This window comes from Actinomadura keratinilytica (assembly GCF_039539665.1).
GTDB lineage: Bacteria > Actinomycetota > Actinomycetes > Streptosporangiales > Streptosporangiaceae > Spirillospora > Spirillospora keratinilytica.
In genome coordinates this window covers 19,287-46,090 of sequence record NZ_BAABDO010000029.1, presented here as the reverse complement: position 1 = coordinate 46,090, position 26,804 = coordinate 19,287, and the positions used below count along the sequence as shown (strand labels likewise).

Below are 26,804 nucleotides of genomic sequence, written 5' to 3'. Positions count from 1 at the left end.
TTCACTCCTTGGCTGGGCTGGGCCGGTTCGGCGGGTCGAGCAGCAGGACCGACGGGGTGCTTTCGGGCCGGGCCAGGCGCAGGAAGTGCATGCCGAAGCCCGCCAGGCCCAGCATCAGACCGGGGAAGAATCCCGACTCCGGGCCCGGTCGCGCGTCCTCCAGGTTCCGCCACTGCGCCTGCGCCTGGACGTTGGCCTCCATCCGGAAGGCGGGCTCGTCGTTCAGCTCGGCGAAACGCAGGAACAGCTCGGCGTTGCCCGATCGGCCGTGGCAGAGCGAGTCGTTCATCAGGCGCGGGAAGCCGCGCATCGTGGCGGTGAGCGCCTGGCGGGCCTCGTGGAGCATGGTGTCGTCGTCCTTGCCGAGCAGGGCCCAGCTGTGGATGCGGGTCATGCCGATGCCGGCGGCGCCGTTGCACCAGGCGTTGGCGTAGTGGCGCCCGTTGCGGAACCGGCCGCCCGCGATGCGCCGCAGGTCGTACCAGTCCTGTTCGTCATGGTCGAAATGGCGGGCCTCGTAGGCGAAGGCGCGCCGGCCGGCGTCGATGTAGCCGGCGCGGTCGTCCCGGCAGCCCAGCATGATCAGCGCCCAGCCGATGCCGCCGGCGCCGTGGGACAGGCCGGTCAGGTTGGCGGCCACGGTGTCCGGCTCGGGGCTGGGCCAGGACAGGGTGTCGCCGTCGGCCTGCGCATGGCGCAGCAGGTGCGCGGCGCATCGGTGCGCGTGGTCCAGGCCGTGGCCTCCGGTGGCGTCGGCCAGCCCGAGCAGCACCGGGATGAGCCCGGCCACACCGTGGAAGACGTCGAAGTGGCGGTCCTGCTCGATCAGTTCGGCGGTCTCGTCGGCGATCCGGACGGCACGGTCGAGCAGCGCCCGGTCGTTCCACAGGCGGTGCAGGTGCGTAAGGACGTAGACCAGCCCGCCGAGCCCGGCGAAGGCGCCGATGCGGCTGCGGTCGCCGGTCTCGAGGGCGTGCGCGAGGGCGCGCTCGGCGGCCCGGCGGAACTCCGGCCGCGGGTCCGCCTCGTTGAGGTGGGCCAGGAAGAACGCGATCCCGGCCGACCCGGTGTACAGGTCGCCCTCGATGTCGATCTCGGTCTTGCCGTCGCCGGTGATGATGTAGGAGGTCCAGGGCGCGCGGCCCGGCTCGCGCAGCATCCGGCACAGCCGCTGCCCGAGGGCGCTCGCCTGCTCGACGCAGGTGGCCGCGAAGTCGGGGCTCGTGACGTCGCCGCCGGACAGGCCCGCGGCGATGTACTGGTCCTGCTGGGCCCGGTTGCGTTCCGACAGCCGCCGGATCCGCGCGGCGGCGTGGTCGAGCGGGGTCGTCTCCAGCGTGGCCGCGATCTCGTCGCGGTGGTCGTGGACGAGCCGGTCGCCGCCCGCGTCCACGGTGAACATCGGCACGTCCAGCCGCCACATCGACGCCAGCTCCCAGGGCGGCAGCACGCCGTCGGCGTCCCAGTTGCGCGGGAAGGTGCGCACCGTGTTGACGAGCAGATCGACCTCCAGCGGCTCCATCAGGCACTTGGGGTGCCGCGAGGCCACCAGCAGTTGCGCGTAGACCTGGGTGCTCCAGTTGATGAAGCGCACGCGTGTTCCGGTGAACAGGCCGGTCACGCACTCGATGGCGCGCTCGGGGTCGTCCTGGAACCAGCGGTACACGCGGTCGAATCCGGCTCTGATCGCGTCGGTGAAGTCCTCGGCGCGGGTCAGCTCGTCGCCGAGGAAGACGCGGTTGGGCGCTCCGGGCTCGACCCGCACGCCGGTGCGGTGCGTCACGGCCGCCGCGAAGGAGATGCGGCGGTCGTTGACCTGCGGCACCGGCATCGGCAGCTGGTAGGAGGCGCCGCCGGAGTAGCCGCTGAGCCGGATGCCCGTGTCGTCCTCGGACGCCGCCGTGGGCCATTCGATCAGGCCGGTCTTGAACACCGAGTCCATCAGCGTGCCGGACGGCCGGGGCTGCCCCTTGGGCAGGGCGCCGAGCACGGTCTCGCAGTCGCAGATGAACGCGTGGCCGTCGGCGACCAGGACGTTCTCGAAGTGCAGATCGCCCCCGCCGAGGATGTAGAAGATCGCCAGGTAGCCGCCGAGCTCGGCGTACACGTGCTCGGCCTGCTCGCGTGTCTCGACCCGGTTGCGCCCGGACGGGATCAGCGCCTCGTAGCCGTACCCGTCCCTGGGCAGCACCGCGCGGGGCGCGTAGCCGAGGACGTCCTCGTCGCGCAGCCGGGCCAGCAGTTTCTGCAGGGCGGCCTCGCCCCGGACGCAGCGCGGCTTGTAGACGAACGACTCCTCGGCGCCGTCCGCCAGGGTGACGTCCACGATGGCGACGCTGCGGGCGCCGGCGTGCATGTCGGAGCGGCCCAGGCGCACGGTGCGCACCCTGGTGATCGGCTGCCCGAAGAACGCCTCGGCCACGGCTCCGGCGTCGGCGCGCAACCGGGCGATCATCTCCCGGCCGTGTGCGGCGAGCAGTTCGGTGACGTGCGCCAGCCACCGTCCGAGGACCGGGAACTCCAGGAAGAAGCGGTGGTAGGAGGCCGTGTCGGCGAACGTCTTGTCGAGGTAGGCCAGGTAGTCCTCTTGGGGCGCCTGCTCCGGGTCGATGCCGTGCACGGCGCAGTAGGCCTTGGCGTCGGCCTCCACCGCCCAGGCCAGCGCCAGTTCGAAGCGGCCGAGCAGGTGGGCCTGGAAGTCGTCGACGATCTGGGGCTCGATGACGAGGGCCGGGCGGCCGGGTTCCTCCGCCAGCGCCCCGCCCAGCCGCCGGCCCAGCTCGGTCAGGAACGGCTCGCAGGCGATGGCGAGCCGCCCGTAGTAGGTGTCGAACCCGCGCCAGCTCTCCTCCGCCGCCCGGTCGCCGGCCCGCTCCAGCCCGCGCAGCGCCGCCTCGTACGTCGGCAGCCATTCACTCTGCAGCTCGGGGAGGATGCGGCCGAGGCCGTCGTCGCGGCCGGCGAGCGCCAGCTCGTGCCGCCGGTACTCGGTCAGGAGCTCGGCCAGCGAGTCTCGGGTGTACCGCGCCGCCTGCGGCCGCCGCGTGCTCTCCTTGTGGAAGCGCGCGGCCAGCCGGTCCGCCAGCCGGCCGATCCGCCACCGGTCGAACTCGGTCAGCGGCGGAGCGCCGTCGGCCGGGCCGAGTTCGGAGACGACCCGGGCCTGCTCGGAGAGGTTCGCGGCGCGGGCCGCGATGTCCAGGGGGAAGAGTGGGGTCACTCCGGGGTTCCTCGCTCTGTCGGTCCGTACGGGCCGGTGGGCCGACCGATGTCGGCCCACCGGCTGGTCGTCACGTCGGCGGGGCTACTTGGTGCCGCCGTCGCAGACGATCGTGAACGGACCCGCGCTACAGCTCGTGGCGCAGGCGTAGACCTCGACGGCGGCCACGCCCTCGGTCCAGAAGCCGAGGGTCTCCTCGTCCAGCGGCTCCACGGACACGGGGACGGTGCCGGCGGACACCCCGAACGCCTCGGGGGCCGCCAGGACCTCGGCACGGACCTCGGCGTCCGCGGCGGCGTGGCGCAGTACGGTGCTCGGTGACATCAGCCTTTCTCCTTTGCTGTGATGAACCCTGCCGGGCTACTCGACCAGTTCAGTCGCCAGCCGGATGCCGAGCTGCCGCTCGGCGTTCTTGATCTCGGCTATGGCGGCGTCCATGTTGCTCTTGTCGTTCTGCCAGGCGATCAGCTCCTCTTCCTCGGCGGAGATTCCGTCCCGAATCCAGAAGGACTCGAGCCATTCCTTGGTGGCCTGGGGGTGCAGGTCCGTCACCGGCGTGACCCGCGCCAGCAGCGGTTCCTCGTGGAGCGAGAGGGCGAGCCGGAGCACCTCCTGCATTTTGCCGTCCGGCGGCAGCAGCGAGCACAGCAGCATCAGATGCTGGATCTGGCGGACCGTTTCGATGGCCCGGTGCGTGGTCAGGTCGCTCGGCGGTTTCGGCCCGGTGCCCTTGAGTCGTCCCATTCAGATTCCCCTCGTCGGGCGGCTCCGACTCCGCGGCTTCCGGAGCCGGGCACCGCGGACTTCATGCGCACTGTCCTGCAACAGGAAAAGACAAAGCCTGGCAATCTTTCCGCCGCACACGAGTTAAGCAAGAAGTTGCTCGCGGCGCATCAAATGAAAGGTCAAAACTTCGTAGATCGCTGCACAGAAACACTCCATACCCAGCGATATAGAAAAAAGCGGACAATCGACACCGGCTTGCCGACCGGATCGATCGGTGCTGCAATCTGCTGGGACTTCCCCGTACCGCGGGCAAGAGATGTCCCCACATATTCCGGCATTTTCGGAGGGATCGGGATGACTGGCCCTGTCACCGTCGACCTGATGGATCCCGAACTGCTGCGCGATCCGTTCCACGGCTACTCGCGGCTGCGCGAGCGGTCTCCGATGGCGCAGGTCGTCTACGGCGACCGGGGGTCGTCCCTGTGGATCGTCACGCGCTACGACGACGTCCGGCTGGTGCTGAGCGACCGCAGGTTCGTCAACAACCCGGCCAACGTGCCCGGCATGCGGATCCAGGACCAGCGCACGGAGATCTTCCGGAAGATGGGCATCGACGACGAGTACGCGCCGTACCTGCTGCGGAGCGTGCTGGACGCCGACGGCGACGAGCACCTCAGGCTCCGCCGGCTCGTCTCGCGCGCGTTCACCGCGCGCCGCGTCGCCGCGCTGCTGCCCCGCGTCAGGGAGATCACCGGGGAGCTGCTCGACCGGCTCCCCGCGGCGGTGTCCCCGCAGGACGGGACGGTCGACCTCCTCGAGCACTTCGCCTATCCGCTGCCGATCACGGTGATCTGCGAGCTGGTCGGCATCCCCGAGGAGGACCGCGGGCGGTGGCTCGGGTGGAGCCGCGCGCTGATGAGATCGCACGAGACCCAGCACTTCACCGCGGCGATCCGCGGCATCGTCGACCATGTCGAGGAGCTCGTCGCACGCCGCCGGGAGGAGCCCGCCGACGACCTGCTGACCGCGCTGATCGGCGTGCACGACGAGGACGGCGCCGTGCTCGGCGAGTTCGAGCTGATCACCATGGTGCTGACCATCGTGCTGGCCGGGCACGAGACCACCGCCCACCTGATCGGCAACGGCACGGTGGCGCTGCTCACCCATCCCGACCAGCTGGAACTGCTGCGCAGCGACCCGGCCGCGCTGCTGCCGCGCGCCGTGCACGAGCTGATGCGCTGGTGCGGGCCGGTCCAGAGCGCCCGGTTCCGGTACGCCGCCGAGGACGTCGAGATCGGCGGCCGGAAGCTGCGGAAGGGGTCGCCGGTGATGGCCAGCCTCGTCTCGGCCAACTTCGACCCGCGCCGCTTCGACGACCCGCACCGGCTCGACATCACCCGGCAGCCCGACGGCCGCCGCGAGACCCACCTCGGTTTCGGCCACGGCCTGCACTACTGTCTCGGGGCCGCCCTCGCCCGCCAGGAGGCCGAGGTCGCCTTCGGGGCGCTCTTCGACCGCTACCCGGACCTGTGCCTGGCGGTCCCTCCGGAGGAGTTGGAGCGCATTCCGATGCCCGGCGCCTGGCGGCTGTCCGCCCTCCCCGTCCGCCTCTCCCCCGCGCCCTGAGACCCGCGCACGGCACGGCCGTTCTCCGCCCGCGCCTCCACGCCCGGGCCGGCCCCGGCCAGGGCGCGCCGGGGTCTCTTTCTCCCCTCGGCGAGGTCAGCGCCATCTGACCATGCGGATATGCTCCCGCCCGGCATGACCGCATCAGCACCAGGCACGCAGAGCCGCGGGCGTCATGCCTCCTCGTGCCGGGGCACGCCTTCTGCGACACACGCACTGCCAGGCCGGCATCAGTGATCAGCCACCACGCCGATCGCACCGCATGTGTCCCCGACGGACGGTTCCCCTGTCGCCAGAAGCAGCGTCATCAGACCGTACGGACGCGCTCCCGCTCAGCGTCGCCGCATCGACGTCAGGCACTCGCAAGCACGAACGTCGTGATAGCAGCGAGGCCAACAAGCGTGCAGCTCGCCCGCGTCAACGGCAGAGCTTCTCCGCGCACCGGCCGCGGAGGTGTGAGGCGCATGTTCTTCGGCGCGCACACATCCCCTCCAGGAGCCTTGATCGGCGCCCGCCAGGGTGCCACCGGGGTGTCCTCAGCAGACGGTTCTCCTGTCGGCTGAAGCAGCGTTCACCTGACCATGGGGCGGGTTCGCGCCGGCGTCGTCGCATCGGCGCGGACGCTCGAAGGCGCCGACGTCGCGATAGCCGCGGATGCACAGCCGTCAGGGCTCGCCGGCGTCCATCACCGGCCGGGCATCCCCGCCTGCCTCGGTCCCGGGGCGCCCAGACCCGGCATCGACGGCGGGGCGCCTGCAACGGTCGTCCACCCACCTTCGGCCGGTCAGCTGCAAGGCCCGCCATGCCGCGCAGTGCGGCGTCGACCAGTGCGAGCGCCACCGGGGCGTGGCCACCCGCCACGACACGCTCCCCACCCGCCCACCAGGCCATCCGCTTGACATCACCGCAGTCAACGAATCGCTCAACCGACCTTTGAAACACGCCCTAGCCGCCGATTGATGATCGACTGCCACGCCAGGCGTGCCGGGTGTCCTCAGCGGACGAATCCTCTGTCGGCGGTGGCAGCGTCATCTGGCCTTGGCGGGCGCGGCGTCGTCGCATCGGTGCCGGGCCGTCGGACGTGCGGGCGTCATGATGGCGCGGGGTCACGATGCGAATCTGAGGCGGGGCGATCGCGTCTTCTGCGGGGTCGGGTTATGCAAGCTTTCATCGCGTGGCGGTTTCTCCTGCTGCCGGTTAGGGCGGTGACCAGGGACGATGGTCGGCGCGGCGATTCCCGGCCGAGAAAGTGCGCGCATGCGTACGGGGGATCGTTGACATGCGGTGGAGCCGGATGAACACTGTCGCCGTCGACAGGTGTCGAGCACTGTCGATCCGGGTCACCCGCCATCCTCTGGTCCTCCCCTCCGGCCGTCGAGCGCACGGCGACGGCCAACCCCGCCGCGTCGGGCGACGCCGACGCGCGGCCGTCACTCGGGCCACCGGCCGCCTCGCGGGGTCGCACCGCGCCGTCAGGTACCACGAGGAGGAAGCGCGCACATGATCCAAGCCCCCGCGCGGCCGAAGAGCCGCAGACGCGTCCGCGCCAGGCTGCTCGCCAGCGGTGTCAGCGCCGTGGCGATGGTCGCGGCCACGACGGTCCTGCCCGGCACCGCCCACGCCGCCATCACCACCAACCAGACCGGCTGGCACAACGGCTACTTCTACTCGTTCTGGACCGACAGCCAGGGAACGGTGTCCATGGAGCTGGGGTCCGGCGGCAACTACAGCACCTCGTGGTACAACACGGGGAACTTCGTCGCCGGCAAGGGCTGGAACCCCGGCGGACGCAGGACGGTGAACTACTCGGCGAGCTACAGCCCGTCCGGCAACTCGTATCTGACCCTCTACGGGTGGACGCGCAACCCGCTGGTGGAGTACTACATCGTCGACAGCTGGGGCAGTTGGCGGCCCACCGGGACGTACAAGGGCACGATCACCAGCGACGGCGGCACGTACGACATCTACCAGACGATGCGCTACAACGCCCCCTCCATCGAGGGCATCCGCACCTTCCCGCAGTACTGGAGCGTCCGGCAGTCGAAGCGGACGAGCGGGACCATCACCTCGGGCAACCACTTCGACGCCTGGGCGCGCTACGGGATGAACCTGGGCAGCCACGACTACATGATCATGGCGACCGAGGGATACCAGAGCAGCGGGTACTCCAACGTGACGGTGTGGTGACGGCCGTTCCTGTCCCGGCGGCCTTCCGCGGCGCGGGCCGACCTCGGCACGCGCGAAACCGCGCGGTGGCGCGGCGGCCCACGGCCGCCGCGCCACCGCGGTGCAGCGATCGGGCCTGGCCGAGCGAGCGGCGGTCGTCCGTTCCGGCCGGTCATGTGGTCGGCCGGCGGTCTCGAGTCGTGGTCGTTGTGGCCGTGCGGCGGATGTGTCGTCCCCGCGTTCGGCGGTACCGGAGGGGTGTGGCCGGGGGTACATGCGTACAGTCCCGGCGTATGAAGCAGATAGGGCAAAGGCTGGCGCGGTTCATCGACGGACCGCCTCAGGCTCCGCGTGCGGCCGTCGAGCGCCGGATCCGGCGGTTGGTGAGCGTGAGCGCGGTCCTGGCGAACGCGGTGGGTTCGCTGGTGGTGCTCGTGCTGGCGACGGTCGTGCTGCCGGATCCCGTGGAGGTCCGCGGCCACCAGGCGCTCCAGCGGGCCAACATCGCCCTGTTCTTCGGTTACACGACCACCGCGATCGCCGTGGGCGTGGTGGTGGGGCTGCGGGTGTTCCGGCCGATGCGGCGGCTGTTCCGCACCGACCGGCCGCTCACCGAGGCCGAGCAGCGACTGGTGCTGCGGGCGCCGCTGCTGCTCATGAAGGTGCACGGGGTGCTGTGGGGCGTCGCGGCCGTCGGGTGGGCGGGGGTCAACCTGGTGTTCTCGCCGCTCATGGCGCTCAAGCTCGGGCTGACCGTGCTGCTCGGCGGGCTGGCCACCTGCATGATCGTCTATCTGGTGTCCGAGCGGCTGTTCCGGCCGGCGGCGGCGCTCGCGCTGACCACCCGCGTCCCGGCCGGGTCGCGCGTGCCGGGGGTCGTCACCCGGTCGGTGCTCGCCTGGGGGCTGGGCACGGCGGTGCCGGTGCTGGGGATCGTGCTCATGAGCGTGGCGTCGCTGACCGTCGCGGACGTGTCGAGCCGCCAGCTCGGCTGGACGATGCTCGCGCTGGGCGGCACCGCGCTGGCCGTGGGCCTGGCCGTCACCTACCTGGCGGCCCGCGCGATGGCCGACCCGATCGGCTCGGTCCGGCTGGCCATGGCCAAGGTGGAGCGGGAGGACCTGCTGACGGAGGTGCCCGTCTACGACGGCAGCGAGATCGGGCGGCTGCAGGCCGGCTTCAACCAGATGGTCGCCGGGCTGCGCGAGCGTCGGCGGCTGCGGGACCTGTTCGGCTGGCAGGTCGGCGAGGACGTCGCGCGGCTGGCCCTGGAGCGCGGCGTGACGCTGGGCGGGGAGGTCCGCGACGTGGCGGTGCTCTTCGTGGACCTGGTCGGGTCCACCCGGCTGGCGGCGACCCGCCCGCCCGGGGAGGTCGTCGCGCTGCTCAACGAGTTCTTCGCGGTGGTCGTCGAGGTCGTCAACCGGCACGGCGGCTGGATCAACAAGTTCGAGGGGGACGCCGCGCTGGCCATCTTCGGTGCGCCGCTGGACCTGCCGGACGCGACCGGGCGCGCCCTGGCCGCCGCGCGCGAGCTGGCGGACCGGCTGGCCGCCGAGGTGCCGCAGGTCACGGCGGCCGTCGGCGTGTCGGCCGGGCCCGCCGTGGCCGGGCACATCGGCGCGGAGAAGCGGTTCGAGTACACCGTCATCGGCGATCCGGTGAACGAGGCCGCGCGGCTCACCGAGCTGGCCAAGAAGACCCCGGGCCGGGTGCTGGCGTCCGGGACCGCGCTGGACGCCGCCGGGCCGGACGAGGCCGCCCACTGGGAGGGGGCGGGCGAGGTCGTCGTCCGGGGACGCCTGCTGCCGACCCGCCTGGCCGCGCCCCGTCCGGCTCGCGGCGTGCCCGGCGCCGAGCCGCAGGCGCAGGGATGAGGGGGCACGGGGATCAGCCGAACGCCTCGATGAGGGTCCAGACCGCCAGGCCCGCCATGCACAGGCCGCCGATGCGCTGGACGGTCTTCAGCGGGACCTTCGCGGCGATGAACCGGCCCGCCAGCAGCGCCAGGGCCGACACCGACATCAGGGCGGCGGCCGAGCCGACCGCGGTGGGCAGCCACGGGTTGGTGGAGGCGAGGTTGGCGGTGGTGATCTGCGTCAGATCGCCCCATTCGCTGACGAAGACGGCGGTGAAGGCGGTGGCGTAGGCGGGCCAGAAGCGGGTGATCCTCCCGCCCGCGCGGCCGTCGTCCTCGTCGTCGTCATCGGAGCGGAGCAGGACGACGGCGCCGAACGCGAAGAGCGCCGCGGAGACGAGCTTGACGGCCATGGCCGGCAGCAGGCCGAGGAGGCTTCCGGCGCCCACCGCGATGGCGACGTGCGCGATGAACGCGGTGGAGGTGCCGAACCACACGTGCAGCGGGCGCATGCGGGTGCCCATGGCCAGCGACGCGAACATCGTCTTGTCGGGGAGTTCGGCGAGAAAGATCAGTCCGAAGGCGGTGATGAACGCCAGAGGATCGAATGTCATGCCCGGGGGCGCCTTCCCTTGGGGCCGGGCCGCGCACCTCGGCGACGCCCCTGGGAGAGGCGACGGACGAACCACTCGGCCCGGCACGACGGTACGGCCCGCACGGTGGTGCGGGCAGGTCATGCCTTGCCGAAGGTCTCGTCCGCCCCGCGCGTCAGCGCGGTGGCCCGCTGGCCGGGACATCCTGGGATGTCCAGTGTGTCGACCAGCGATGTCGCAGGACTACTCCCCTTCGCCGACAGGGGAGTCTACAGGACGATCGGCCGTGCCCCCGTCCGGGGCGGCCGGGCGGATCTCGCCGAGCACCACCGCGTCGCCGTTGACGAGGCCCGATACCGGTGCCGGTAGGGCCGGGTCCGCGGTGCCCGGCGAGCCGCCGTGCCGGGGCGATCAGCGGGCGGGTGGTCGTCCGCCCGATCGGGACGCCCCGGCGATCAGATGAGCCCCTGGGCGAGGATGGCGTCGCAGACGCGTTCGAAGCCCGCGATGTTGGCGCCCTTGACGTAGTCGCCCGGGGAGCCGTACCGCTCGGCGGTCTCGTGGCACTTGTCGTGGACGGCCTTCATGATGCGGGTCAGCTCGGCCTCGACCTTCTCGAACGTCCAGCTCTCGCGGCCGGCGTTCTGCGCCATCTCCAGCCCGCTGACCGCGACGCCGCCCGCGTTGGCGGCCTTGCCGGGGCCGAACGCCACGCCCGCCTCCTGGAACAGGCGCACCGCCTCCGGCGTGGACGGCATGTTCGCGCCCTCCGAGACGGCCTTGACGCCGTTGCGGATGAGCGTGGCCGCGTCGTCGGCGTCCAGCTCGTTCTCGGTGGCCGACGGGAAGGCGATGTCGGCGGGCACCTCCCAGACCTTGCCGCCCGGCACGTAGCGGGCGGACGGGCCGCGCAGCGCGGCGTAGTCGCCGACCCGGCCCCGCCGGACCAGCTTGACCTCCTTGAGCAGGGCGAGGTCGATGCCCTTCTCGTCGACGACGTAGCCGTCGGAGTCGGAGACGGTGACGACGTTGGCGCCCATCGCCTGCGCCTTCTCCACCGTGTAGATCGAGACGTTGCCGGAGCCCGACACCACGACCTGCTGCCCTTCCAGGTCCTCGCCGCGCAGCCTGAGCATCTCGGCGGTGAACAGCACGCTGCCGTACCCGGTGGCCTCGGGACGGCCCGCCGAGCCGCCCCAGCCGATGCCCTTGCCGGTGAGGACGCCGGCCTCCCAGCGGTTGACCAGCCGCCGGTACTGCCCGAACAGGTAGCCGATCTCGCGGGCGCCGACGCCGATGTCACCGGCCGGGACGTCGGTGTGCTCGCCGAGGTGGCGGTGCAGCTCGGTCATGAACGACTGGCAGAACCGCATCACCTCGCCGTCCGAGCGGCCGCGCGGGTCGAAGTCGCTGCCGCCCTTGCCGCCGCCGATGTTCAGCCCGGTGAGCGCGTTCTTGAAGATCTGCTCGAAGCCGAGGAACTTGATGACGCCGAGGTTGACCGTCGGGTGGAACCGCAGCCCGCCCTTGTAGGGGCCCAGCGCGCTGTTGAACTCGACCCGGAAGCCGCGGTTGACATGGATCTCACCCTTGTCGTCCTGCCACGGCACCCGGAAGATGATCTGGCGTTCCGGCTCGGTGACCCGCTCGATGATCTTGGCGTCGAGCAGCTCCGGGCGGCGGTCCAGCACCGGCGCGAGGGTCTCCAGGACCTCCTTCACCGCCTGGTGGAACTCCGGCTCGCCGGGGTTGCGGCGCAGGATCCGGTCGTACGCCTCGCTCAGCACGGTCTCGGTGGCGGACGAGGCGGACCTCCCGGAAGGCACAGGCATGCATGGCTCCTTCAAGCAGATTCAGGGCGAACTGTCGGACGATCGTGTCTAATCACGCACCGTTAGGGAGGATACGGGCGTCAGAAGCGTTCCAGTGCAGGTCCCCCGGGTGATCTTCGGCCGCGCCGCCGAGCCCCTCGCCCGCCGGGCGCTGCCGAACGGCGGGCAGGAGAGCGCCGATGAGCCGTCCCAGGCTCACCTTCGCCCGTTCGGCGCACCCCGCCCTGCGGGCACCGCGCACGCGATGCTGGACGGCTCTGCGAACGGTGTCCGGCGTTCCGGAGCGGGGCCGGGCACGGGTTCCGGGTGCTGACCCGGTACGACGACATCGTCGCCGCCTGCCAGGACGCCGCGTTCCCCAGCCGGGCCATCTCCGTCTTCACCCCGGATCCGCCCTGCCGGCGGACACCGATCATGCCGCATCCGCCGCTGCACACCGCCCGGCGCCGAACATTCCGGGTCCTCCAGGGTGCGGCCGGCAGTGAAGCAGGAAGCCCGGCCCGCGAGGACTGGAATCCCCGCCTTGAGGCCGGGAGAGGAAGTCAAGGTAACGGGAATCCCAGGGGCGCGGCGTTTTTGGGTGTCCGCATAATGAGAAAGCGATTAACTACGCGGCGAAATCTTTCGAGTACCTTGTCGAAGGTGACCGAACGCGCCGACGCCATGTGCATATCGGGCGATTTCCGCAGTGAACCCGCAGACCGGTACGGACGAGAGGCGGCCGCCGGTCCGCGGCCGGGCGCCGTCGCGGTGGACGACGTCCCGCCTCCGGCGCCGTCCCGGCCGGAGATTCCCGGCCTGGCCCCCGCCGACTGGGGGCGCTTGGAGACGATGGAGAAGTTCATCGCGGCCCACACGACGGAAAGCGCGCTGCGGGCCGTTCTGCCACCGGACGCGCACGGCCACGCGGAATCACTCGCCCGGCACACTCGGTTCGATCACGGGGCCCTGCTCGTCTTTCCCGGACGCGTCGACACGGCACTGGCGGAACTGGAGCAGCGCGGGCTGACGGCGGCGCCGGCCGTTCCCAGCACGGTCGTCCGCGGTCATCTGGCGAAGCGTTACGGGGTTCCGCGAAAGCAGTTGCCGGTCGTGATAACGCAGGTGAGGACGTCGGCGGATCGGTCTGTGGAACTGTTCCTGCTGCCGCCGCAATCCGCTGCGGCCGGTGTCCGCATCGTCGCGGACGAGCGTTCCCGCCACCATCAGACGCACCTGGGTTTCCGCGTCACCGACCCCGGCGAAGGCGTCCTCGGCCTGGTCTGGGACACCGTCGCCGAATGCGCCGGGCTGGCCGCGGACGGGGGCGGTTTCAACCCTCACCAGGGGAGGTCGGGCTGCACCGTCCTGTATTTCCGGGGGGCCGGACGCATGCCGGCCCCCTACCACTGGCCCAGGCGCCTTGAGATCCTCGTCGAAGGCCACCATCCGCGGATTCTGCGCAGGCACCGCAGGGGAATCTGAGCGCCCGCGGAAAATGCTGCGGTCAGCGAACGGCGTCTCCGTGGGCACCGACCATGGCGCGGCCGGTCAGAATCCGCCGGCGGCGCCTGGCCAGGCCGTCCTGGAAGGCCGCGGCCCGGTTGAGGTGGGGGAAGTCCTCGTCGGGCACCGGAACGCCCAGGAATGCGCAGAGCGGCTCCCAGCCTTGCGCCGTGTCGAAGACCAGGAGCCGGTCGGCGGGCACCTGGGCCCGCACTTCGGCGTTGTGGCGGTCGAACACCTCGATCGCGTGCTCGCGGTCGGCGAACCGGCCGCCGAACGTCCCTTTCCAGATCACCTCGCGCGATATCCGCCGGCGCCGCCGCAGGCCGGAGTCCAGGAGATCCTCCAGCCGCATCAGCAGTCCCTCGGGGGTCGGCGGCGCCGGACGGGATGACCTGTAAAGGGTCCGGGACATGCTGGCATACCAGCGGTCCGGCGGGCGCACGGTCAGGATGACCTTCGCGTGCGGATAGGCCGCGACGAGTTCCCGCCAGTACGCGCATACGGGCCAGTCCAGTGCGGCACGGTATCCGGCGAGCACCACGTCCCAGGGGATCGGCTCGCCGTCCACGACCGCCTCCCACCGGCGCAGCAGTTCCGCGTCCTCCCCCAGTGACGTCATATGGTGGCAGGGACCGTATCCCAGGCGCGTCAGCGCCTCTTTCAGCGAATAGCTGCCGGTCCGGCCGAAACCGGCCCCGATGATCTCCAGCATTTCCAACTCCTGTGACGACGCCGGGCCGCCGGTGGGCGTGGCGTGGCGAATCGCGGCGATGACGTGCGGTTGCGGGGCGGCGGCTTCAGCCGTCCGGTACGGCCGGGACGTCGCCGGCCTCCGTGTCGGATCCGAGCGACGACAGGTCGACGCTCGGCCACAGCGCGGGGTCGATGTCGGGGAAATCGCGCAGCAGGCGGCCGATGTCCGGTGCGATGGCCCGGCAGAAGGCCGCGCGGGTGGCCTCGTCGACGACGGGTTTCGGGGACGACCGCCCCACCTGCCGGTCGAAGGGGCGGACCGGACGCCACAGGTCCGGGTCGACGCCGATGAACTCGAAGGTGCGCCGGGCCTGGCGTTCCGGTTCGGCGACGCACCGTTCGTACTGCAGGACCAGGATCCGGTCGCGGTCGAAGCTGTTCATCAGCATCCGCAGCTGCTGCCAGTACAGGGCCCTGTGGAACTGGTGTTCCATGACGGCCGCGGGTGAGTGCCCGGCCTCCAGGGCCCGGTGGAATCCCAGGGCCGACACCAGGCGGGCCAGCGGATCGCGCAGCAGCACCAGCAGCCGGGCCTGCGGGGCGGCCGCGCGCAGCATCGGCGGCGTCCAGAAGTCGTACATGTACCGGGGCGTCCACTCCCCGGCGATCGCGCCGGGCGGGCGGGGGAAGTAGCGGTGGTATTCCGCCGGGTCCACCTCTGCGACGCGGCCGTAGTGGTCGAAGAAGTGCACCTCCTTCGCCCCGTGCAGCGCCCGCGGGTCGGCATCGGACGGGTCGGCGGCCGCCCCGGCGGCGCGCGGTGAGGCGATCGCGGGATGGCTGGTCAGCACCGACCACCACCACGTCGTGCCGGACTTCATCGTCCCGACCCCGACGAAGTCCGGCGGTCCCGTCCGCCATCCGGGCGGTATCGGCGGCGGTGGCGCCGGTGGCGGCACGTCGTCGAGGAGCCGCAGCCGGTGCGCCGGTCGTGTCCGGTTCTGGAGCGTCGTGTCCACCTGTCCCCCACAGTGCCGCTCGCCGTCCCGGTGGACGGCCGGGTGTGATCGATCCGGGGGGTCGTGCCGCGCGCGCCGGGTCATTCCAGGCGGCGCCGGAGCGCGTCGTAGCCTTCGGTCGGCAGGGCGCCGTCGATGACCTGGCGGCGGAGCTCCGCCTTGCTGATCTTTCCCAGCGCGGTGCGGGGCAGCGCCGGCACGACGGCCAGCCGGGCGGGCAGGTCCTTGTCGCCCATGCGCCGCCGGCGCAGGAACGCGCACAGCTCGTCGAGGGTGGGCCGGGCGCTGCGCGGGACGACGACGGCGCAGGCGGCCTCGTGCCCCTGCCGGTCGGGCACCCCGATCACGGCGACGTCGGCGACGGCGGGGTGGCCGAGCAGCACGCTCTCGATCTCGGCCGTCGGGACCATGGGGCCCCAGCCGACCCGGTCGCAGGCGCGCGACAGGTAGTGCAGCCGCCCGTGCTCGTCGCTGCGCACCAGGTCGCCGGTGTCGTACCAGCCGTCGTCGCGGTCCGGGGTCCACGTCGCGCTGCCGGACCGCACATCGAGGACGCCCAGGCACATGCTCGGGCCGCGGACGTTCAGGCCGCCCGCCCCGGAGGCGTCCGCGCGGCGAATCTCGACCTGTGTGCCGGCGACGGGCCGGCCCAAGCCCGGATCGGCGGGTTCGGACGGGTCGTCCGGCGCGGTCGCGCAGAGGGGGCCGCCTTCGGTCATCCCGAACACGTTGACCAGGCCGGTGCACAGGTGGGCGCGTATGCCGGCCGCCGTCGGGGCGGGGAGGGGCGCGCCGAGGCTGACGACGCGGCGCAGGCCGGACAGGTCGCGTTCACGTCGGCGCTGGGCGGCGACCATCCGCCCCAGGAGGGCGGGAAGACCCACCAGGCAGCTCACCCCGTGGCGGGCCACGAGGTCGAGCCACCGGTCGGGGCCGTGGAGGTCGTCGGCGGCGAGCAGCACCGCGCGTCCCCCGGTGACCAGCGGCATCAACGCCAGGTATTTCAGTCCCGACGCGTGGGTCATCCCCGCGGTGCTCGTCAGGACCGGTCGGGGCGGCAGGAAGCCGGCGGCCGCCCGCAGCGATGCGTACAGGGTGTTGCCGGAGTGCACCACCGCCTTGGGGCGCCCGGTCGTGCCCGACGTGAGCGCCACGTGCCGCGGGCCGTCGGGCGGCGCCTGCGGCCGCTGCGCGGCGGGCAGCGGCTCGGCGGATCGCGCGCTGTCCAGCAGCTCCCGCAGATGGACCGTGCGGGGTGCGAGGCCCGCGGGTGGCGCAACGGCGTCCGGCGCGTACGCGTCCCCGGCGACCAGCAGGCGGGCCGGAACGCCGGTGAAGGCGATCTCCGCCTCGCGGGCGCCCGCCCAGGGCGACAGCGACATGGTCACCGCCCCGACGCGGCCGCACGCCAGCCACAGCGCCGCGGCCTCCCACTGGTTGGGCGTCCGGAGGGCCACCGGGTCGCCGGGCCGCACGCCCAGGCGCCACAGCACCGCCGCCAGCCGCTCCACCTGGTCGGCCAGCTCAGCGAAGGTGACCGCCGCCGTCTCGGTGGCGCCCCGCTGCACCCGCACGTTCACGTAGGCGACCGCGGCGGGCGTCTGACGGGCGCGGGCGTGCAGATCGTCGGTGAAGCTCTCGCGCCGCCACCACCCCTGGCGGTAGAAGCGGCCCGCCGCAGGTGGCATGGCGGACGGCAACCCGGTCACACGGCTCATAGCGTCCCCCCGATGAGCCAGGCGACCGGACGGCCACCGTTCGCTCACCAACAGTACACGAACAATGACTCTGAGGAACAATGGGCGTGGTCGTCAACCCCTGCCGCCGAGATCACGACCGGCGGCGGCCGCACGCACCGTTCGCGCCGCAGCCTGGGAGGACGCTGATCAGCTCAGCGGGCGGTGCGGTCGAAGTGCGCCGCCTCCGGTGCTCGCGTTCACGGGTGTGAACGCAGCGGCGCTCCGTCCGGGGCGAGAGTAGACGACGTCCCGGTGCGCGAACGACAGCCCGCGGCCCGGTGGCCCGATCGGCATCAGGGGCGCGGTGTCGGCGCCGGCGACTGTCACACACCGAACGCTCGTCGCCCGCCAAGGCGCATGCCGGGGTGCACCGATTACAGGAAGCCGGTGCCCAGGTCTCGGTGCTCGCCGGACGGCCGGGCTGATTTCGCTCGGTCCGCGTTCGGGCGGCCGCAGACGATTTCTTCTCCGACCACAGGAGTGCAGCGCGCCGGGGAGAGCGGTTCGCGGCGGCCGGAAACCGCCGAGACGATCGCGGACGACTCGAATTCGCGGCCCTCTCGGGCTGGGCATCTCGCGTCGTCTCACTGCGGTTCGCGGCCGGTGGGAAGATTTCTTCGGCCGGTCGGAATGGGCGCGGCTCGGACGGCCGATTCGAGCGGTCGAATCGTTACCGCGGAGGGGGTGGGACGCCGTCCCCGGCGCTACTTATGATCGGCGGGTGGTCAAACCTGTGGAGTTGCGGGCGGGTGATCCACGGGCGGTCGGCCCGTACCGGCTGCTCGCGCTGCTCGGTGAGGGCGGACAGGGCGCGGTCTACCTGGGGCAGGACGCCGCGGGGACGCGGGTGGCGGTCAAGATGCTGCACGCCCGGCTGGCCGGAGACGACCGCGCCCGCCATCTGTTCCTGCGGGAGAGCGACATCGCGCGCCGGGTCGAGCCGTACTGCACGGCCCGGGTCCTCGCGGCCGGTGTAGAGGACGACCGCCCCTACATCGTCAGCGAGTACGTCGAGGGAGAGTCGCTCAGCGACCTGGTCCGCCGCGCCGGGCCGCGCGACCACGGCAGCCTGGAGCGGCTGGCCATCGGCACGGCCGCCGCGCTGAACGGCATCCACCGGGCGGGCATCGTGCACCGCGACTTCAAACCGTCCAATGTCCTGCTGGCCACCGACGGGCCGCGGGTCATCGACTTCGGGATCGCCCGTGCGGCGGCCTCCACCACCACCCTGTCCAGCGGGATCGTCGGCACCCCCGCGTACATGTCGCCCGAGCAGGTGGCGGGGCGGGAGGTGGGGCCGCCGTCGGACGTGTTCTCGTGGGCGGTCACGCTGACCTTCGCCGCGACCGGCGCCCCCGTGTTCGGCTCCGACGCCATCCCGGCCGTGCTGAACCGCATCCTGAACGCCGACCCGGACCTGTCGGCGATACCGCCGCACCGGCGCGACCTGCTGGCGGCCTGCCTGGACAAGGCGCCCGAGCGGCGGCCGACGATGGCGCAGGTGCTGGCCGAACTGCTGGGCGAGGCGCAAGCGCCGCGGCCGCACGTGCCTCCTCCCGCCTCCGACCGCCCGCCCGCCGCCACGGGCGGGCCGCCCACGCCTCCCTTCGGGACGGCTCCCCAAGGGGCGCATCCGCCCACGCCTCCCTTCGGGACGCCTCCCCAAACGGCGCAACCGCCCGCCACTCCCGTTCCCGCCACCGCACGGCTCGCGGACCGCACGAACACCGTGCCGCCGGGCTCGCCCCGACCGCTGCCCATGGGCGTGTTCCTCGCCGGGACGCTGCTCCAGGTGCTCATCGGCGTGATCGTCGCTGTCTACGCGGTGAACGCGTCCTACTATGACAGCCTGCTCAACGTCGAGGGGATCCTCCTGGCGGCCAGCGTGATCGCCCTCGTGTCCTTGCGGCGCAGAACACACAGGAACAGGAACGGGTAGAGCCTTGGGCGTCTTTCTGCTGCCGATCCTGCTCCTGATCGTGATGATCTACATCGCGATCCTGAACACGCCCGGCGGGGTCCGCCTGCGGACACGCTTCCCCGCACTCGTGGGCGCGGTGCTGCCCGGGCTGGTGTGCCTGCCGCTCGGCGCCACCTACCTCGCGCTCGGCATGACGGCGGAATTCGGCATAACCCTTCTGACGTACGCCCTCGTCGTCATGATCTTCGCCATCCTGGCGGAACTGCTGCGGCGCGGTTGAGGGCCGGGAAGCGGCCGAACCGGATCGCGGCAGTGCCGGGTAAGGGGGACCTGCGCGGCGTGCAGGGCCGGGAACGGGAGGCGATGGGCATTCGCAGCATCCTGGCCGGGACGGCCGAGCGCGCCGGCGAACCGGGCGCCGCGGAGCCGGACCACTTCCGGGACCTCAACCTCGACCAGGTCGTCAGCGCGGTCGCGCAGGCGGCCGGCCTGCCGGAGGTCGCCGCGTACTTCCACCGTCCGCTGCGCGACGCGGACCTGGTCGCCTTCCGGCAGGAGGTGTTCCGCGACCTGGAGGATCCGGCGGTGCGCCGGGTCGCCGAGCGTTTCACCGCGTCGATGACCAAGACGCGCACCCGGCTGGAGGCGCTGGCGCGCCGGAAGCACCCCCCGCAGGTGCACCGCCTGTTCTTGGAGATCGTGCTCGACCGCATCGCGGCGGTCGACGCCCTGGCCGACGACCTGGGCGCGGCCGACGCGGCCTCGTCCGGTCTGCGGGCGCTGCGCGACGACGTCACCGCGTACGTGGACGCCGCGTACGTGGACGCCGCGTCCTGGCGCGGGCTGCGCGAGGACGCGCTGCGGCTGCGCGACCGGCTCGCCGAGGTCCGCTACGACCTGCTGATACGCGAGGACCGGATCAGCATGGCGCCGCACGACGCGGACGGGCGGTTCGACTTCGCCGAACGGGTGCGGGCGGTGTTCGAGCGGTTCCGGCAGGGGCCGCCGCCCGAACGGCGCGTGGAGGAGGCCCCCGTGCCGGCCCTGGACGCCGTCGAGGCGGGCGTGCTGGACCTCGTCGGCGAGCTGTTCCCGGACCTGTTCGGCGACCTGGCGGCGTTCTGCGCGTCCCGTCGGGACTTCGTCTCCGCGGAGATCACCCGCCTGGACCGCGAGCTGCGCTTCTACCTCGGCTACCTGGCGTACCTGGAGCCGGTGCGCGAGGCGGGGCTGCCGGTGTGCTACCCGGCGGTGTCGGCCACCGACAAGCGGCTGCTCGCCCGGGACGTCTACGATCTCGCGCCGGCGGCCGAGGGCGGCCGGGTGGTGACCGACGACCTGCGGCTGACGGCGCCAGACGCGTCTTCGACGTCTCCGGGCCCGACCAGGGCGAAGCGTCATCGTCCTCAACGAGATCTTCAGTTCGACGACTCCGAGCGACGCGCGCGGGCTCAGCGAGGCGCTGCTGGCCTCGATCGTCCGGCTGGACGCGCCGTGCCTGTGGGTGACCTTCGTCGACGAGCTGTCCCGGCTGAGCCCCGCGGCGGTGAGCATGGTCGCGACCGTGGCCGACGACGGCGGCTCGACCCGCACGTACAAGGTGGTCCGGCGGCCCGCCGGCGGACGCGCCCACGCGCTCGTCCTCGCCGAGCGGCACTGCCTGACCTACGACCGGATCGTCGAACGGGTGCGCCGATGAGGCCCGGGCTGCTGTCCGCCGACGGCGGCGCGGGGACGCGGGCGGCCGTGGACGCCGAGGAGTTGCTGGCCGACCTGCGGCTCGACGGCCTGTGGGCGGCCATGGCACGGGGCGACGAGACCCGGTACCACGCGGCACGGGCGGTCACGCTCGCACCGCTCACCGACCCGGCGGACATCGTCCACCGGCAGCGGGTGCTCGGCGACTGCCTGCGCAACCCCTCCGCCGTCCGGTCCCTGCACCGGCCGGCCGCCGAGGCGGTCGCCGACGACCGGAAGGCCTTCCGCGGCGGCGCCACCAGCCTGCTGAACCGCTCGGCGCGGGTCCGAGCCGGCGGCCGGGGTCCTCCGGGCGCTGACCGACTCGGGGGTAGGCGTCGTGTTCGTGACGCACTTGTACGATCTGGCCCGCCGCATGCACGCGGACGCCGAGGCCGACCGGGTGTTCCTCACCACCGAGCGGGACGCCGCGGGCGCGCCCACGTTCCGGATCGTCCCCGGTACGCCCTCCCCCACCGCCCACGCCCGGGCCCTGTACGACCGCGTGTTCGGCGACGCCCGGTCCTCCGGGGCGGCCGCCCGTCCCTGACACCGCGCCGAGGTCGGGCGCCGTCGCGTGGGTGGTGCCGGCCGCGCAGGGCGGCGTGTTGAGCTGGAAGGCGGCGGGGCCGGCCGGCTTGTCGGCACGCCGCCGCGTGCGGCGGTTCGGCCGCGATCGGCTCGTGTCATTCCGGCTGCTGACGGGACGGCGCGTCGCGGGCCGGGCCTGCGGCGTCCGAACGGTGACACCGCTGCGCGGAGGCGGGGCGGTGTCACCGGGCCGTCTCCACCGCACGCGCGTTGAACCGCCCGGCGGTGCCTGACACCGCCGGACCCCCGGTGTCATCCGCCGTGCGGCATGCGCGCGCGGTGAAGTCCGGCAACCCGTCCCCTTCCAGTGACCGTGATGCCGGATCCCGGCGGCCGCCCCTCGCCTGCCGGAGCACCCGCAGCGGACACCGGCCCGGACTCCCGGCCGCGGGCCCGGAATCCGGGCGGCGGCCCGCAGGCGCGGCCGAGCCGCCGTTTCGGCAGGTCAGCCGGGTGACAGGGGAGGGGGTCGCGCCGGGCAAGCACGATCCTGTCGTGCGGCACTCTAGAGCGCGATCTTGGTTGAGACAAGTTCTTGACTGATTCCAGAAAATGAGCCAGTCTCTGGGACGTGGTCGCACCCCTCGACTTCCGGGAGATGCTGCGCGGGGCCGCGTTGCGCGTGACCCGCCCGCGGTTGGCGGTGCTGAGCGCGGTGCACGCGCATCCGCACGCCGACACCGACACGATCATCGCCGCCGTGCGCAGGGATCTCCCGAAGGTGTCCCACCAGGCCGTCTACGACTCGCTGCACGCGTTGACGGCGGCGGGTCTGGTGCGGCGCATCCAGCCGTCCGGTTCCGTGGCGCGGTACGAGTCGCGGACCGGCGACAACCACCACCACCTCGTGTGCCGGTCATGCGGGGCGATCGCCGACGTCGACTGCGCCGTCGGCGAGGCGCCGTGCCTGACGGCGTCCGACGACCGCGGCTTCTCGATCGACGAGGCCGAGGTCATCTACTGGGGCCTGTGCCCCGACTGCTCCGCCGACCGGAGTCCCTGAACCCACCCCCCGCTGAGCTTTTGGAAGGAATCGAATGGCCGAGAACAACGACGCCGCCCTCTCCGAGGTGAACGAGAGCGAAGGCGGGTGCCCGGTAGCGCACGACCGCCTCCCCCACCCCACGCAGGGCGGCGGCAACCGCAACTGGTGGCCCAACCGGCTCAACCTGAAGATCCTGGCCAAGAACCCCCCTGCGACCAACCCCCTCGGCGAGGACTTCGACTACGCCGAGGCGTTCGAGAGCCTCGACCTGGCCGCGGTCAAGCGGGACATCGCGGAGGTGCTGACGACCTCGCAGGACTGGTGGCCGGCGGACTTCGGCCACTACGGCCCGTTCATCATCCGGATGGCGTGGCACAGCGCGGGCACCTACCGCATCCACGACGGCCGCGGCGGCGCCGGGTCCGGGCAGCAGCGCTTCGCGCCCCTCAACAGCTGGCCGGACAACGCCAACCTGGACAAGGCGCGCCGGCTGCTGTGGCCGGTGAAGAAGAAGTACGGCAAGAACCTGTCGTGGGCCGACCTGCTGATCCTGGCCGGCAACGTCGCGCTGGAGTCGATGGGTCTGAAGACGTTCGGCTTCGCCGGCGGCCGCGTGGACGCCTGGGAGCCGGACGACGACGTCTACTGGGGGCCCGAGACCACCTGGCTCGGCGACGAGCGCTACTCCGGTGACCGCGAGCTGGAGAAGCCCCTGGGCGCGGTGCAGATGGGCCTCATCTACGTCAACCCGGAGGGCCCGAACGGCACCCCGGACCCGCTCGCCGCGGCCCGGGACATCCGCGAGACGTTCCGCCGCATGGCGATGAACGACGAGGAGACGGTCGCCCTGATCGCCGGCGGGCACACCTTCGGCAAGACGCACGGCGCGGCGCCCGCCGACCGGCACGTCGGCCCCGAGCCCGAGGCCGCGCCGCTGGAGGAGCAGGGCCTGGGCTGGAAGAACAGCTACGGCACCGGCAAGGGCAACGACACGATCACCAGCGGGCTCGAGGGCATCTGGACGCCCACCCCGACAAAGTGGGACAACACCTTCTTCGAGACCCTGTTCAAGTACGAGTGGGAGCTGTTCAAGAGCCCCGCCGGGGCCTACCAGTGGCGGCCGAAGGACGGCGGCGGCGCCGGGACCGTCCCCGACCCCCACGACCCGGCGAAGAAGCACGCCCCCACGATGCTGACGACCGACCTCGCGCTGCGCTACGACCCGATCTACGAGCCGATCTCGCGGCGCTTCAAGGAGAACCCCGACGAGTTCGCCGACGCCTTCGCCCGGGCGTGGTTCAAGCTGACCCACCGCGACATGGGCCCCGTCACGCGCTACCTCGGCCCGGAGGTGCCGTCCGAGACGCTGCTGTGGCAGGACCCCATCCCGGAGGTGGACCACGAGCTGGTCGACGCGCAGGACATCGCCGCGCTCAAGGAGCGGATCCTCGCCTCGGGCCTGTCGGTGTCCCAGCTGGTCACCACCGCGTGGGCGGCGGCCGCGTCGTTCCGCGGCAGCGACAAGCGGGGCGGCGCCAACGGCGGCCGCATCCGCCTGGAGCCGCAGCGGAGCTGGGAGGTCAACGAGCCCGACGAGCTGGCCAAGGTGCTGGGCACCCTGGAGGACGTCCAGGAGTCCTTCAACTCGGCCCAGACCGGCGGCAAGAGGATCTCGCTGGCCGACCTGGTCGTGCTGGGCGGGTGCGCCGCGGTCGAGAAGGCCGCCAAGGACGCCGGCTTCGACATCGAGGTGCCGTTCACCCCGGGCCGGATGGACGCCTCGCAGGAGCAGACGGACGTGGAGTCGTTCGCCGCGCTGGAGCCGACCGCGGACGGCTTCCGCAACTACCTCGGCAAGGGCCACCGGCTGCCGGCCGAGTACCTGCTGATCGACAAGGCGAACCTGCTGAACCTGAGCGCGCCGGAGATGACCGTGCTGGTCGGCGGCCTGCGGGTGCTGGGCGCGAACTACAAGCGCTCGCAGCTCGGCGTCTTCACCGACACCCCCGGGAAGCTGACCAACGACTTCTTCGTGAACCTGCTCGACCTGGGCACGACGTGGCGGCCGGCGTCGGAGGACTCCGACACGTTCGAGGGCGTGGACGCCTCCACCGGCGAGGTCAAGTGGACCGGCAGCCGCGTCGACCTGGTCTTCGGCTCCAACTCGGAGCTGCGCGCGGTGGCGGAGGTCTACGCCGGCGACGACGCCAAGGAGAAGTTCGTGCGCGACTTCGTCAAGGCGTGGGACAAGGTGATGAACCTGGACCGCTTCGACCTGCACCGCTAGCCGTCATCGGCCCCTGACGTCCAGGCCGGTCCGCGCGGACCGGCCTGGACGTTCGCCTTTTCGCGCGAACGCCGAGCGGTGTCGGGGATGTGAGGACGGGGTGCGGGCGCGCCCGCGGGGTCAGCCGTCGCCGGCCTCGGAACGGCACTGCGGGCACAGCCCCCAGAAGGTGACGTCGGCCTCGTCGACCAGGTATCCGGCGTCGTCCACCGGGTCCAGGCAGGGCGGATGCCCCACGGCGCAGTCGACGTCCTTGACCGCTCCGCACTTGCGGCACACCAGGTGGTGGTGGTTGTCGCCCACCCGGCCCTCGAAGCGGGCGGGGCTGCCGGCCGGTTCGATGCGGCGCACGAGCCCCGCCGCGGTGAGCGCGTGCAGGGCCTCGTACACGGCTTGAAGGGAGATGTGGCCTACGCGCTCGCGGACCCCGGAGGCGATCGCCTCGACGCCGAGGTGGTCGCCGTCCCGGACGGTCTCCAGCAGCGCGACGCGGGCGGCCGTCACCCGCAGACCGGCACCGCGCAGCTCCTCGGCGGTGGTCGGGGTCTGGGATGCGGTCATGGCACCGAACCTGCCTTCATGAACACGAACGATTCGAGACAACGAATGATGCAAGTCTAGTCAAGAGACGGTGTGCTTGCAGTAAGCTACACGCCTACCTATGTGCGCGAACACGGAGGGTAGCCCCCTCCGGCCTTCACCCTCGGTGACGGGGCGCAGTCTTCGCCTGTGGCGCGAGCGAGACAGTCTTATAGCCCGACAGGTAGCCAACTCCATCCCTGCGGCACCAAGCGCACCGCACCTGCCCCCGCGGCCGAGCACGACTCCCCCACCGCCCTTCAGCGCGGCACACCGGTCCCCATAGGCACACCGGCATCTGCGGCACCTTCCCGAGCTGACGCTTGGGCGCGTATCCCCCAAGCCGATCGGCAGCCGACCACCCCGACCATGATCGAATACTCTGTGTTATCAAGTGACTACTCATCGAAGTTGATGAGATACACGAAGGGAAAGGACCGAACATGACACGGTGCGCTCGGATCGTCCTGACGGCGGCGATGACGGCGATGACCGTGGCCGGGCCGGTGGGCACGGCCACGGCGGCGGTCGCCTCGGGGCACGGCGGGGACGGCGGCATCAGGTGCAACAAGGTGCTCAGCGATCTGATCTCGGTGAACCTTCCGATCCTGAGCCCGGGCTCGCCGGACATCTGCTGACCGGACGGCGCGGGGGACGAACCCGCCGAAAGCGTCCCCCGCGCCTCCGACCGGGGAGCACCGGCGCGGCTTGCGACCGGACCGAGGGCAGGGCGGGCGGGGTGGCCGCGCCCCAGCGCGGACTCAGAGGGAGAGGGCCTCGACGTCGGCCTGCTCGGTCTGCGGGAGCCAGTGCCGCCGCTTGTCGTAGTGGAGCCAGGCGCGCTGGCGGATCGCGGCGTCGACCCTGCGGAGCAGGCCGTCGAGCTCGGGACGGCGCTGCGCCGGGCTCCACAGCAGGGACGACCCGTACAGCGGCGTCGGGTCGACGAGCGGGATCAGCCGCAGGTGCGGTTCGCCGAACGACTCCAGGTGCGCCGGGACGACCGCGGCCTGGTGCGGCTCCTCCCGCAGCAGCCAGGGGATGTGGTACGGGCCGAGGTCGACGCCCCCGAACCGTCCCTCCAACCCGAAGCTCTCGACGAACTGGCGCAGGAAGTCGAGCGATTCGAGGGGGGCCGGGAGCCACAGCGGGGTGCCGCGCAGGTCCCGCGGGGTCAGCCGGGCGTGCCCGGCCAGCGGATGCTCGGTGTTGACGATCACCGCCATGGCGTCGAGCCGGATGAGGCGGCGCGCCAGGGACGAGGTGTCGGCCCCGCGCGACACCCGGCCCAGCGCGACGTCGATCGTGTGGTCGCGCAGGGCGGCGACCGCGTCCGGCAGGTCGCGGCAGACGCCGACCTCCAGCCGCGGCCCCGCCTCGCCCCCGGCGAGGGCGCGGATGGTCGGCGAGGGGAACAGCAGGCTGCCCCAGACGCTCATGCGCAGCGCCCCAACGCTGGACCGGGCGAAGGCGACCGCCTGGTCGCCGGCGAGCAGCAGCCGCCGCGCCGGGTCCAGGAAATGCCGTCCGGCGGTGGTGAGACGGACCCCGCGGGGATCGCGGACGAACAGTTTCACGCCGAGACCGCCCTCCAGCCGCGAGATCCGCGCGGACAGCGCCTGCTGCGAAAGAGAAAGCTCCTTTGCGGCCCGGCCGAAATGCAGGCGATCGGCGGCGGTGACGAAGGCCCGAACGTGGGCTAGATCCAGATCCATGTCTCTCACCTGGCCTGACAAGCCTTCGC

General features: G+C 72.2%; 19 protein-coding genes and 1 pseudogene. 10 read left to right on the top strand and 10 right to left on the bottom strand.

The window, feature by feature from the left end:
* Position 1: 1 nt before the first annotated feature.
* From ABD879_RS12700 to ABD879_RS12690, 3 genes are all read right to left on the bottom strand, one after another.
* Positions 2 to 3,220: a type 2 lanthipeptide synthetase LanM family protein gene (locus tag ABD879_RS12700; RefSeq protein ID WP_345020870.1), complete on the bottom strand. Its 3,219-nt coding sequence runs from the start codon at positions 3,218 to 3,220 to the stop codon at positions 2 to 4.
* Between the two features lie 84 nt (positions 3,221 to 3,304).
* Positions 3,305 to 3,544: a cinnamycin family lantibiotic gene (locus ABD879_RS12695; protein ID WP_345020866.1), complete on the bottom strand. Its 240-nt coding sequence runs from the start codon at positions 3,542 to 3,544 to the stop codon at positions 3,305 to 3,307.
* Between the two features lie 36 nt (positions 3,545 to 3,580).
* Entirely contained in the window at positions 3,581 to 3,964 is a 384-nt protein-coding gene (locus ABD879_RS12690) for a DurN family substrate-assisted peptide maturase (RefSeq protein ID WP_345020862.1), read from the bottom strand.
* A gap of 336 nt (positions 3,965 to 4,300) precedes the next feature.
* On the opposite strand from ABD879_RS12690, the gene ABD879_RS12685 reads away from it, so the two are divergent.
* The 3 genes and pseudogenes from ABD879_RS12685 (at position 4,301) to ABD879_RS12675 (ending at position 9,615) form a co-directional block, all read left to right on the top strand.
* On the top strand, positions 4,301 to 5,572 hold the full coding sequence (locus tag ABD879_RS12685) for a cytochrome P450 family protein (RefSeq protein ID WP_345020860.1): 1,272 nt from the start codon (positions 4,301 to 4,303) through the stop codon (positions 5,570 to 5,572).
* Positions 5,573 to 7,072: 1,500 nt separating this feature from the next.
* Positions 7,073 to 7,753, top strand: a pseudogene (locus tag ABD879_RS12680) (glycoside hydrolase family 11 protein); the annotation flags it as partial.
* Between the two features lie 374 nt (positions 7,754 to 8,127).
* Entirely contained in the window at positions 8,128 to 9,615 is a 1,488-nt protein-coding gene (locus ABD879_RS12675; protein ID WP_345020858.1) for an adenylate/guanylate cyclase domain-containing protein, read from the top strand.
* Between the two features lie 13 nt (positions 9,616 to 9,628).
* On the opposite strand, the gene ABD879_RS12670 is transcribed toward ABD879_RS12675, so the two are convergent.
* Both ABD879_RS12670 and gdhA read right to left on the bottom strand, forming a co-directional pair.
* Positions 9,629 to 10,210: a TMEM165/GDT1 family protein gene (locus ABD879_RS12670; RefSeq protein ID WP_345020856.1), complete on the bottom strand. Its 582-nt coding sequence runs from the start codon at positions 10,208 to 10,210 to the stop codon at positions 9,629 to 9,631.
* 434 nt (positions 10,211 to 10,644) lie between these two features.
* Positions 10,645 to 12,021, bottom strand: a complete 1,377-nt coding sequence (gene gdhA, locus ABD879_RS12665; RefSeq protein ID WP_345020854.1) for an NADP-specific glutamate dehydrogenase — start codon at positions 12,019 to 12,021, stop codon at positions 10,645 to 10,647.
* A 642-nt stretch (positions 12,022 to 12,663) separates the two neighbouring features.
* On the opposite strand from gdhA, the gene ABD879_RS12660 reads away from it, so the two are divergent.
* Entirely contained in the window at positions 12,664 to 13,485 is an 822-nt protein-coding gene (locus tag ABD879_RS12660; protein ID WP_345020852.1) for a hypothetical protein, read from the top strand.
* Positions 13,486 to 13,507: 22 nt separating this feature from the next.
* On the opposite strand, the gene ABD879_RS12655 is transcribed toward ABD879_RS12660, so the two are convergent.
* From ABD879_RS12655 to ABD879_RS12645, 3 genes are all read right to left on the bottom strand, one after another.
* Positions 13,508 to 14,221: a sulfotransferase family protein gene (locus ABD879_RS12655; protein ID WP_345020850.1), complete on the bottom strand. Its 714-nt coding sequence runs from the start codon at positions 14,219 to 14,221 to the stop codon at positions 13,508 to 13,510.
* 85 nt (positions 14,222 to 14,306) lie between these two features.
* Positions 14,307 to 15,221 (bottom strand): sulfotransferase domain-containing protein, encoded by a 915-nt coding sequence (locus tag ABD879_RS12650; RefSeq protein WP_345020848.1) that lies wholly within the window; start codon positions 15,219 to 15,221, stop codon positions 14,307 to 14,309.
* Between the two features lie 80 nt (positions 15,222 to 15,301).
* Entirely contained in the window at positions 15,302 to 16,939 is a 1,638-nt protein-coding gene (locus tag ABD879_RS12645; RefSeq protein WP_345020846.1) for a class I adenylate-forming enzyme family protein, read from the bottom strand.
* A gap of 742 nt (positions 16,940 to 17,681) precedes the next feature.
* Between ABD879_RS12645 and ABD879_RS12640 the strand changes: the two genes are divergently transcribed.
* From ABD879_RS12640 to katG, 5 genes are all read left to right on the top strand, one after another.
* Positions 17,682 to 18,899, top strand: a complete 1,218-nt coding sequence (locus ABD879_RS12640) for a serine/threonine-protein kinase (RefSeq protein WP_345020844.1) — start codon at positions 17,682 to 17,684, stop codon at positions 18,897 to 18,899.
* 4 nt (positions 18,900 to 18,903) lie between these two features.
* The gene (locus ABD879_RS12635; RefSeq protein ID WP_345020841.1) at positions 18,904 to 19,161 is read left to right on the top strand and encodes a hypothetical protein; all 258 of its coding nucleotides are present in this window, start codon (positions 18,904 to 18,906) and stop codon (positions 19,159 to 19,161) included.
* A gap of 32 nt (positions 19,162 to 19,193) precedes the next feature.
* Positions 19,194 to 21,230: a hypothetical protein gene (locus tag ABD879_RS12630; RefSeq protein WP_345020839.1), complete on the top strand. Its 2,037-nt coding sequence runs from the start codon at positions 19,194 to 19,196 to the stop codon at positions 21,228 to 21,230.
* Between the two features lie 577 nt (positions 21,231 to 21,807).
* Entirely contained in the window at positions 21,808 to 22,212 is a 405-nt protein-coding gene (locus ABD879_RS12625) for a Fur family transcriptional regulator (protein ID WP_345020912.1), read from the top strand.
* A 34-nt stretch (positions 22,213 to 22,246) separates the two neighbouring features.
* On the top strand, positions 22,247 to 24,481 hold the full coding sequence (katG, locus tag ABD879_RS12620; RefSeq protein ID WP_345020837.1) for a catalase/peroxidase HPI: 2,235 nt from the start codon (positions 22,247 to 22,249) through the stop codon (positions 24,479 to 24,481).
* A gap of 120 nt (positions 24,482 to 24,601) precedes the next feature.
* Here the strand turns inward: katG and ABD879_RS12615 are convergent, their stop codons facing one another.
* Positions 24,602 to 25,042 (bottom strand): Fur family transcriptional regulator, encoded by a 441-nt coding sequence (locus ABD879_RS12615; RefSeq protein WP_345020835.1) that lies wholly within the window; start codon positions 25,040 to 25,042, stop codon positions 24,602 to 24,604.
* 461 nt (positions 25,043 to 25,503) lie between these two features.
* Between ABD879_RS12615 and ABD879_RS12610 the strand changes: the two genes are divergently transcribed.
* The gene (locus ABD879_RS12610; protein WP_345020833.1) at positions 25,504 to 25,698 is read left to right on the top strand and encodes a hypothetical protein; all 195 of its coding nucleotides are present in this window, start codon (positions 25,504 to 25,506) and stop codon (positions 25,696 to 25,698) included.
* A gap of 123 nt (positions 25,699 to 25,821) precedes the next feature.
* On the opposite strand, the gene ABD879_RS12605 is transcribed toward ABD879_RS12610, so the two are convergent.
* The gene (locus tag ABD879_RS12605; protein ID WP_345020830.1) at positions 25,822 to 26,775 is read right to left on the bottom strand and encodes a LysR family transcriptional regulator; all 954 of its coding nucleotides are present in this window, start codon (positions 26,773 to 26,775) and stop codon (positions 25,822 to 25,824) included.
* Between the last annotated feature and the right edge of the window lie 29 nt (positions 26,776 to 26,804).

Bases quoted from the DNA above. Each gene is read 5' to 3' on its own strand.
- ABD879_RS12695 (WP_345020866.1), bottom strand. From the start codon at position 3,544: ATGTCACCGAGCACCGTACTGCGCCACGCCGCCGCGGACGCCGAGGTC.
- ABD879_RS12690 (WP_345020862.1), bottom strand. From the start codon at position 3,964: ATGGGACGACTCAAGGGCACCGGGCCGAAACCGCCGAGCGACCTGACC.
- ABD879_RS12685 (WP_345020860.1), top strand. From the start codon at position 4,301: ATGACTGGCCCTGTCACCGTCGACCTGATGGATCCCGAACTGCTGCGC.
- ABD879_RS12670 (WP_345020856.1), bottom strand. From the start codon at position 10,210: ATGACATTCGATCCTCTGGCGTTCATCACCGCCTTCGGACTGATCTTT.
- gdhA (WP_345020854.1), bottom strand. From the start codon at position 12,021: ATGCCTGTGCCTTCCGGGAGGTCCGCCTCGTCCGCCACCGAGACCGTG.
- ABD879_RS12655 (WP_345020850.1), bottom strand. From the start codon at position 14,221: ATGCTGGAGATCATCGGGGCCGGTTTCGGCCGGACCGGCAGCTATTCG.
- ABD879_RS12645 (WP_345020846.1), bottom strand. From the start codon at position 16,939: ATGAGCCGTGTGACCGGGTTGCCGTCCGCCATGCCACCTGCGGCGGGC.
- ABD879_RS12625 (WP_345020912.1), top strand. From the start codon at position 21,808: ATGCTGCGCGGGGCCGCGTTGCGCGTGACCCGCCCGCGGTTGGCGGTG.
- katG (WP_345020837.1), top strand. From the start codon at position 22,247: ATGGCCGAGAACAACGACGCCGCCCTCTCCGAGGTGAACGAGAGCGAA.
- ABD879_RS12615 (WP_345020835.1), bottom strand. From the start codon at position 25,042: ATGACCGCATCCCAGACCCCGACCACCGCCGAGGAGCTGCGCGGTGCC.
- ABD879_RS12610 (WP_345020833.1), top strand. From the start codon at position 25,504: ATGACACGGTGCGCTCGGATCGTCCTGACGGCGGCGATGACGGCGATG.
- ABD879_RS12605 (WP_345020830.1), bottom strand. From the start codon at position 26,775: ATGGATCTGGATCTAGCCCACGTTCGGGCCTTCGTCACCGCCGCCGAT.